The organism is Pseudomonas sp. GXM4 (assembly GCF_008923895.1).
Taxonomy (GTDB): domain Bacteria; phylum Pseudomonadota; class Gammaproteobacteria; order Pseudomonadales; family Pseudomonadaceae; genus Aquipseudomonas; species Aquipseudomonas atacamensis.
The window spans coordinates 1-9,131 of the sequence record NZ_WBRZ01000217.1 but is presented as its reverse complement, the minus strand read 5'-3'; the positions used below and the strand labels follow the sequence as shown (position 1 = coordinate 9,131).

Genomic DNA, 9,131 nt, shown 5'->3' with positions numbered 1-9,131 from the left:
CGGACTGGCCCTGCGCACCCTGCGTGATCTGGTCAATCCGAAGATCGAGAAGATCCGCATCGACTCGCGGGAAACCTTTCAGAAAACCACACAGTTCGTCGCCGAACTGATGCCGGAAATCGCCGATCGTCTGGAACACTATCCGGGCGAACGGCCGATCTTCGACCTGTATGGTGTTGAAGACGAAATTCAGCGCGCGCTGGAGCGTAAGGTGCCGCTGAAGTCCGGTGGTTATCTGGTGATCGATCCGGCTGAAGCCATGACCACCATTGACGTCAACACCGGGGCGTTCGTCGGTCACCGCAATCTCGAAGAAACCATTTTCAAGACCAACCTCGAAGCGGCCACGGCGATTGCCCGGCAGATGCGCCTGCGCAATCTCGGCGGGATCATCATCATCGACTTCATCGACATGGAAGATGAAGAGCACCAGCGTCAGGTCCTGCGCACTTTGGAGAAACAGCTGGAGCGCGATCACGCCAAGACCAACATCATCGGCATCACCGAGTTGGGCCTGGTGCAGATGACCCGCAAGCGCACCCGCGAAAGCCTTGAGCAGGTGCTGTGCGAACCGTGCAGCAGTTGCCAGGGACGCGGCAAACTGAAGACCGCCGAAACCATCTGTTACGAGATCTTCCGCGAGATTCTGCGCGAGGCCCGGGCTTACCAGGCCGAGGGTTATCGGGTGCTGGCCAACCAGAAAGTAGTCGATCGTCTGCTCGATGAAGAGTCCGGTAACGTCGCCGAGCTTGAAGGCTTTATCGGCCGCACCATACGCTTCCAGGTGGAAACCATGTATTCCCAGGAACAATATGACGTGGTGCTGCTCTGAAGCCCTGCCTCACCACTCATTCAACGCGGCTGGCCTCAGCTTTTCGCAGTATTTTTGCCATGGGAGCCAACTGACATGGAGCGTCTGACACGCATTTTGGCCGCACTCACCCGCTGGGGGCTGGGCCTGTGCGCGTTGGTTCTGGTGTTGATGGCGTTGTACGTCAGCCTCGGCCGCGAGCTGACCCCTCTGGTGGCGGAATACCGCGCCGACATCGAAGACAAGGCCAGCGCCGCCCTCGGCATGCCTTTGCAAATCGGTGAGCTGGAAGGCAACTGGAGCGGTTTCGCGCCGATCCTGCTGGCCCATGACGTGATGGTCGGCGACGGCGCCAACGCTCTGCGCCTCGACCGCGTGCGGGTGGTGCCGGATATGTGGGGCAGCGTGCTCGCCCGCGAAGTGCGCCTCGCGCATATCGAACTCAACGGTTTGAAGATCAGCCTCAAGGAAGCCGAAGACGGCACTTGGGCGCTGGAAGGCCTTCCGGTGCAGAAGGATCAACCGTTCGATCCGGCACAATTGTTCCAGCGCTCGCAGATGATCAGGCAATTGTCGGTGCTCGACAGCCAGGTGACCCTGCAACCGCTCGACCACCCGCCCATGACGCTCACCTATGTCGGTCTGAATCTGCGCACCGGCGCCAGCCGCCAGCGTCTCGACGCGCGTCTGACCTTGCCCGATGGCCAGCCTGTCGCGCTGAGCCTGCGCAGCCAGCTGCGTCCCGATCAATGGCAGAACAGCGCCATCGAGGGCTATGCCAGCCTGCCGCAGAGCGACTGGTCGAAGTGGCTGCCCGAGCGCCTGACCCAGCAATGGAATTTTTCCGAGATCAAGGCCGGCGGCGAACTCTGGGTCGATTGGGCCGAAGGCGCATTGCAAAGCGCCGCGTTGCGCCTGAATGCGCCGCAAGTGACCGGTGCCTACGCCGAGCGCAAGCCGATCCAGATCAACAATCTGGCGCTCAACGCCTATTACCGCAACACCGCAGAGGGCGCGAAGGTCACTCTTGATTCACTGGCGATGAGCTTCGGCGACACCCGTTGGGAATCCCATGTGCAGGTGCAGCAGACTCGCGCCAGCGCCAACGCTGAAGAGCTCTGGCATTTGCAGGCCGATCGCCTCGATCTGACCCCGATCACGCCGCTGCTCAATGCGCTGGGGCCGTTGCCGCAAAGCTTCGCCACAGTGGTCGAGCGTTTGAAGGTAACCGGCGGCCTGCGTAACGTGTTGCTGGACTTCCGCCCGACCGCCACCGATGGCAACAAATTCGGCTTTGCCGCCAACCTCGATAATGTCGGTTTCGATGCCTACCACGGCGCTCCGGCGGCGCGAAATGTCAGCGGCAGCCTCAGCGGCAATCTGGACGGCGGTGAGTTGCGCCTCGACAGCAAGGACTTCGTCCTGCACCTCGATCCGATTTTCGCCAAGCCATGGCAATACCTGCAGGCCAATGCGCGGCTGACCTGGAAGCTCGACAAGGACGGCTTCACCCTGATTGCGCCGTACCTGAAGGTGCTGGGCGAGGAGGGCAAGATTGCCGGCGACTTCCTTATCCGCCTGCACTTCGACCATAGCCAGGAAGACTACATGGACCTGCGCGTCGGCCTCGTCGATGGTGACGGTCGCTACACCGCGAAATACCTGCCGGCGGTGTTGAGCCCGGCGCTCGATGAATGGCTGCGCACGGCGATCCTCAAAGGCGCGGTGGATGAGGGTTTCTTCCAGTATCAGGGCTCGCTGAGCAAGAATGCCGGCGAGGCTGATCGCAGCATCAGTTTGTTCTTCAAAGTGCACGACGCCGAACTGGCCTTTCAGCCGGGCTGGCCGCACGTGAGCAAGGTCAGCGGTGACGTGTTCATCGAGGACAGCGGCGTGCGCATCTGGGCTAGCAAGGGCCAGTTGCTCGATACCCAAGTCAGCGATGTCTTCGTGAATATTCCTCACGTACCGGCCGGGCAGAACTCGCATTTGTTTCTTGATGGCGCATTTGCCGGTGGCCTGGGCGATGGCTTGAAGATTCTCCAGGACGCGCCGATCGGCACTGGCGAGACCTTTGCCGGTTGGGAGGGCGCCGGTGATCTGAATGGCAAGCTCAAACTGGACATTCCGCTGGCCAAGGGCGAGCAACCGAAAATCCTCGTCGATTTCAAAACTGCCAACGCGCGGCTGAAACTGGCCGAACCGAAACTGGAACTGAGCCAGCTCAAGGGCGATTTCCGCTTCGACAGCAATAAAGGCCTCAGCGGCCAGAACATCTCTGCACGGGCCTTCGATAAACCGGTCACTGCGCAGATCTTCGCTGATGGCAGCCCCAACCAGATCAAGACGCGCGTGGCCGCATCCGGACAGGTCGAAGTGAAAAAGCTCACTGACTGGCTGGGCGTGACCCAGCCATTGCCGGTGTCCGGGACGATTCCTTATCAGTTGCAGCTGAATCTTTCAGGGGCCGACAGCCAGTTGCTGGTCAGCTCCAGCCTCAAAGGCGTGGCGGTGGATCTGCCAGCGCCGTTCGGCATGGCCGCCGATGTCGGACGTGACACGGTATTCCGCATGACCTTGCAAGGGCAGGAGCGGCGGTACTGGGTCAATTACGATCAACTGGCCAATTTCACTTTTGCTGCGCCGCCGAGCAATTTCGCCGATGGCCGTGGCGAACTGTTTCTCGGTGCTGGCGAAGCGGTGTTGCCGGGCGCCAAGGGCCTGCGCATACGCGGGGTGCTGTCGGAACTGGACGTCGCGCCGTGGCAGGATCTGGCCAGCAAGTACGCTGGCGGGGATCCGGGCGGCAGCGCCAAACAACTGCTGAGCAGTGCTGACATCAAGGTCGGCAAATTGACCGCGTTCGGCACCACGCTGGATCAGGCTTCGGTGCAGATCAATCGCAAGCCAGGCGCGTGGAACCTGGCGCTCGACAGCCAACAGGCCAAGGGCAGCGCCAGCCTGCCGGACGCCAAGGGCGTACCGATTGCGGTGAATCTGCAATACGTGAAACTGCCGGCGCCGGACCCGGCGGTGCAGGCTGACGAGAATGCGCCGGATCCATTGGCGTCGGTCGACCCGACGAAAATCCCGGCGCTGGATATCACCCTCAATCAGTTGTTCCTCGGCCCCGATCTGGTCGGTGGCTGGTCGCTGAAAGTGCGGCCGACCGCCAAGGGCATCGCCCTGAATAACCTCGATATGGGGCTCAAGGGCATCCTCCTGCAAGGCAACGGCGGCTGGGAAGGCGCGCCGGGGGCGACCAGCAGTTGGTACAAGGGCCGCATTGGCGGCAAGAATCTGGCCGACGTGCTCAAAGGCTGGGGCTTCGCGCCTAGCGTGACCAGCGAAGAATTCCATATGGACGTCGATGGACGTTGGCCGGGCTCGCCGGCGTGGCTGGCGACCAAGCGCTTCTCCGGCACCCTCGACGCCTCGCTGAACAAGGGCCAGTTCGTTGAAGTGGAAGGTGGTGCTCAGGCGCTGCGGGTTTTCGGCCTGCTCAACTTCAACTCGATCGGCCGGCGTCTGCGTCTGGACTTCTCCGACCTGTTCGGCAAAGGCTTGAGCTACGACCGGGTCAAAGGTTTGCTGGTGGCGAACAACGGTGTCTACGTGACACGTGAGCCGATTCGCCTGACCGGGCCTTCGAGCAACCTGGAATTGGACGGCACGCTGGATCTGGTCGGTGACAAGGTCGATGCGAAATTGCTGGTGACCTTGCCGGTGACCAACAACCTGCCGATCGCCGCGCTGCTCGTCGGCGCACCGGCGGTCGGCGGCGCGCTGTTCCTCATCGACAAGCTGATCGGCGACCGCGTCGCGCGCTTCGCCAGCGTCAAGTACACCGTCAAAGGCCCATGGAAAGAGCCGAAAATCACCTTCGACAAGCCTTTTTGAACGGCCCGGCCTTGAAGCGATGGAGTAGCATGGCCAAATACCTCTTTGGGAGTTCGCCATGTCTTTAGCGGTGATTCAAATGGTCAGCCAGAGTGACGTGCCGGCCAATCTGGCCCAAGCCCGACGCCTGCTTGAACAGGCCGCCGCCGGCGGAGCGAAGCTCGCGGTGCTGCCGGAGAACTTCGCCGCCATGGGCCGTCGCGACGTCGCCGATATCGGCCGCGCCGAGGCCTTGGGCGAAGGGCCGATCCTGCCCTGGTTGAAACAGACCGCCCGCGACCTCACCTTATGGATAGTCGCCGGTACATTGCCGTTGCCACCGTTGGGTCAACCCACGGCCAAAGCCAATGCCTGCTCGTTGTTGATCAATGAATACGGCGAGATCGTCGCGCGCTATGACAAGCTGCATCTGTTCGATGTCGATGTCGCCGACAATCGCGGCCGGTACCGTGAATCCGATGACTATGCTTATGGCGGTAATGTAGTGGTGGCGGATACGCCGGTGGGGCGAGTCGGTCTGAGCGTGTGTTACGACTTGCGTTTCCCGGAGCTGTACAGTGAATTGCGTGCCGCCGGTGCCGAATTGATTACCGCACCGTCGGCCTTTACGGCCGTAACCGGCGCCGCGCATTGGGATGTACTGATCCGCGCGCGGGCCATCGAAACACAGTGTTATATCCTCGCGGCCGCACAGGGCGGCAGTCATCCGGGGCCACGCGAGACCTTCGGGCATGCGGCGATTGTCGACCCGTGGGGGCGTGTGCTGGCCCAGCAGGATCAAGGCGAGGCGGTGTTGCTGGCCGCCCGCGACAGCGATGAACAAGCGTCCATCCGGGCGCGCATGCCGGTGACGCGTCATCGGCGGTTTTTCTCGCAGGGCGCCCAGCGGCCTGCTTCAGAACACGAATTTAAGGCGTAAACCTATGAGCGAGTTGTTGTCCTCAGTCAGTGATCACCTGTTGGCACCCGGCGGTGTCACGATCGAGAGCCTGCAAGGCGTGCTCGGCGATCTGGCCGGGCCGGGCATCGATGCCGCCGACCTGTATTTCCAGGGCCAGATCTCCGAGTCATGGGCGCTGGAAGACGGCATCGTCAAGGAAGGCAGCTTCAATCTCGACCAAGGTGTCGGCGTGCGCGCACAGTCCGGGGAGAAGACCGGTTTTGCCTACAGCAACGCGATCACTCTCGAAGCCCTCGGTGCAGCGGCCCGCGCCGCGCGTTCGATCTCCCGCGCCGGGCAGAACGGCACCGTGCAGGCATTCACCAGCCAAGACGTCGCGCAACTGTACGCGCCGGATAACCCGCTGGAAGTGCTCAGCCGCGCCGAGAAAGTCGAGTTGCTCAAACGCATCGACGTCGCCACCCGCGCGCTCGACCCACGGATTCAGCAGGTCAGCGTGAGCATGGCCGGGGTCTGGGAGCGAATCCTGGTGGCCTCCACCGACGGTGGCCTGGCCGCCGACGTGCGTCCACTGGTGCGTTTCAACGTAAGCGTCATCGTCGAACAAAATGGCCGTCGCGAACGCGGCGGGCACGGCGGCGGTGGGCGTACCGATTACCGCTACTTCCTCGCCGAAGACCGCGCCATGGGTTATGCCCGCGAAGCGCTGCGCCAGGCTCTGGTCAATCTGGAAGCGATTCCGGCGCCGGCCGGTACCTTGCCGGTGGTGCTGGGTTCCGGCTGGTCCGGCGTGCTCTTGCACGAAGCGGTCGGCCACGGTCTGGAAGGCGATTTCAACCGCAAGGGCAGCTCGGCCTACAGCGGGCGCATGGGTGAAATGGTTGCCTCCAAACTTTGCACCATCGTCGATGACGGCACCTTGAGCGGCCGTCGCGGTTCGCTGAGCGTCGATGACGAAGGCACCCCGACCGAGTGCACCACGCTGATAGAAAACGGCGTACTCAAGGGCTACATGCAAGACAAGCTCAATGCGCGGCTGATGGGCGTGGCACGCACCGGTAACGGTCGTCGCGAATCCTATGCGCACCTGCCGATGCCACGCATGACCAACACCTACATGCTCGGTGGCGAAAGCGATCCGGCGGAAATCATCGCTTCGGTGAAGAAGGGCATCTACTGCGCCAACCTCGGCGGCGGTCAGGTCGATATCACCAGCGGCAAGTTCGTGTTCTCCACCAGCGAGGCTTATCTGATCGAGGACGGCAAGATTACCGCACCGGTCAAAGGCGCGACATTGATCGGCAACGGCCCCGAGGCGATGAGCCGGGTGTCGATGGTCGGTAACGATCTGGCGCTGGACAGCGGTGTGGGTACGTGCGGCAAGGATGGGCAGTCGGTGCCGGTGGGTGTCGGCCAGCCAACGCTGAAAATCGATGCGATTACCGTGGGTGGCACGGGCGCATAAGAGAGGCGGGGCTTTCGGGTGGCGCGCAGGACGGCCACCCGGTGGCGATTATCAACGCAGGCCGCGTTGAGTCTCGTCCAGCTCCCGAATGTATTTGAAGATCTTGCGGCTCGAAGCAGGTGGTTTGTTTTGCGCAACCTCATGCTGGGCCTGACGGATCAGGGAACGCAATTGCTGGCGATCGGCGTCCGGGTACTCGATGACGAATTTCTCCAGCACGGCGTCATCGCCCGCGATCAGGCGGTCACGCCAGCGTTCCAGATTATGGAAACGCTCGTTGTACTGGCGAGTGGAGGCATCGAGTTGATCGAGCAGAGTCAGAATCGCGTCAGTGTCCTGGTCGCGCATCAGTTTGCCGATGAACTGCAAATGCCGTTTACGCGCGATGTTCGCGGTGTGCTTGGGCGCATCGGCCAATGCCCGGCGCAAAGCGTCGGTCAACGGCAGTTTGGCGACCAGATCAGGCTTGAGTGTGGTCAGGCGCTCGCCGAGGTCAACCAGCGCATGCAACTCGCGTTTGACCTGAGATTTGCTTTTTTCTCCCGTATCGAGGGAGTCGTCGTAAGAATCAACCATGGTGGCAGTCCGCAAAGAAACGCCGCCATGATAACCAGTCGGGGGCCGCTTGTCCGGCCCGGTCGCTCGATGACCCCAGCCGAAAGCAGAATTTGAGTGGAGATGAGCATGAGTGCAGTTCAAAGCGTCGGCCCGCAGGCATTGCCGGCACTGCAAGAACAGGTCGAGCAGATCATCGCCGAAGCCAAGCGCCAGGGCGCCAGCGCCTGTGAAGTCGCGGTGTCGCTGGAGCAAGGCCTGTCGACTTCGGTGCGTCAGCGCGAGGTCGAAACCGTTGAATTCAATCGTGATCAGGGTTTTGGCATTACCTTGTATGTCGGTCAGCGCAAAGGCTCGGCCAGCACCTCGGCCACCGGGCCGGAGGCGATTCGTGAAACCGTCGCTGCAGCACTCGCGATCGCCAAACACACCTCCGAGGACGAAGCCTCGGGTCTGGCCGATGCGGCGCTGATGGCCAGGGATGTGCAGGATTTCGACCTGTTCCACGAATGGGACATCACCCCGGAGCAGGCCATCGAGAAGGCTTTGCTCTGCGAGGCGGCGGCGTTCGATGCTGATGCGCGGATCAAGAACGCCGACGGCACCACCCTCAGCACCCATCAGGGCTGCCGGGTTTACGGCAACAGCCACGGTTTCATCGGCGGTTACGCATCGACCCGGCACAGCCTGAGTTGCGTGATGATCGCTGAAGCCGACGGCCAGATGCAGCGCGATTACTGGTACGACGTCAATCGCCAGGGCAGTCTGCTCGCCGATCCGGTGAGCATCGGCCAGCGTGCCGCGCAACGTGCAGCCAGCCGTCTGGGCGCGCGGCCGGTGCCGACCTGCGAAGTGCCGGTGCTGTTTTCCGCCGAACTGGCGGGCGGTCTGTTCGGCAGCTTCCTCTCGGCCGTGTCGGGCGGCAGCCTGTATCGCAAATCGTCGTTTCTGGAAGGCACTCTGGGGCAGAAGCTGTTCCCGGAATGGCTGACCATTGATGAGCGCCCGCATCTGATGCGCGCCATGGGCAGTGCTTCCTACGACGGTGATGGCCTGGCGACTTACGCGAAACCGTTCGTCGAGAAGGGCGAGTTGGTCTCGTACATCCTCGGCACCTATTCCGGGCGCAAACTGGGCATGCCGAGCACCGCTAACGCGGGCGGGGTGCACAACCTGTTCGTCACCCATGGCGACGAGGATCAGGCAGCGCTGTTGAAGCGCATGGGCCGAGGACTGCTGGTCACCGAATTGATGGGCCACGGCCTGAACATGGTCACCGGCGACTATTCGCGCGGTGCGGCGGGCTTCTGGGTGGAAAACGGCGAGATCCAGTTCGCCGTGCAGGAAGTGACCATCGCCGGCAACATGCGCGACATGTTCAAGCAGATTGTCGCGGTGGGTAATGATCTGGAGCTCCGCAGCAACATCCGCACCGGCTCGGTGTTGATCGAGCGGATGACTGTCGCCGGCAGCTAAGCCGCGAATCCGCCAACAAAAAA

At 62.1% G+C, this 9,131-nt stretch carries 6 protein-coding genes; 5 read left to right on the top strand and 1 reads right to left on the bottom strand.

The genetic code is table 11. From position 1 onward, the window contains the following. The 4 genes from F8N49_RS21370 to tldD all read left to right on the top strand — a co-directional run. On the top strand, positions 1-832 hold an 832-nt coding region (locus F8N49_RS21370), incomplete at its 5' end, for a ribonuclease E/G (protein ID WP_178117035.1). A gap of 75 nt (positions 833-907) precedes the next feature. Continuing rightward, positions 908-4,711 (top strand): YhdP family protein, encoded by a 3,804-nt coding sequence (locus tag F8N49_RS21365; RefSeq protein WP_151552456.1) that lies wholly within the window; start codon positions 908-910, stop codon positions 4,709-4,711. 58 nt (positions 4,712-4,769) lie between these two features. Further along, positions 4,770-5,630, top strand: a complete 861-nt coding sequence (locus tag F8N49_RS21360) for a carbon-nitrogen hydrolase family protein (RefSeq protein ID WP_073473797.1) — start codon at positions 4,770-4,772, stop codon at positions 5,628-5,630. Positions 5,631-5,634: 4 nt separating this feature from the next. After that, entirely contained in the window at positions 5,635-7,077 is a 1,443-nt protein-coding gene (gene tldD, locus F8N49_RS21355) for a metalloprotease TldD (protein WP_016771693.1), read from the top strand. 51 nt (positions 7,078-7,128) lie between these two features. Here the strand turns inward: tldD and yjgA are convergent, their stop codons facing one another. Beyond that, positions 7,129-7,653 (bottom strand): ribosome biogenesis factor YjgA, encoded by a 525-nt coding sequence (gene yjgA, locus F8N49_RS21350; protein ID WP_016771692.1) that lies wholly within the window; start codon positions 7,651-7,653, stop codon positions 7,129-7,131. A gap of 108 nt (positions 7,654-7,761) precedes the next feature. On the opposite strand from yjgA, the gene pmbA reads away from it, so the two are divergent. Continuing rightward, positions 7,762-9,108 (top strand): metalloprotease PmbA, encoded by a 1,347-nt coding sequence (gene pmbA, locus F8N49_RS21345; protein WP_024011613.1) that lies wholly within the window; start codon positions 7,762-7,764, stop codon positions 9,106-9,108. The last annotated feature ends 23 nt before the right edge of the window (positions 9,109-9,131 follow it).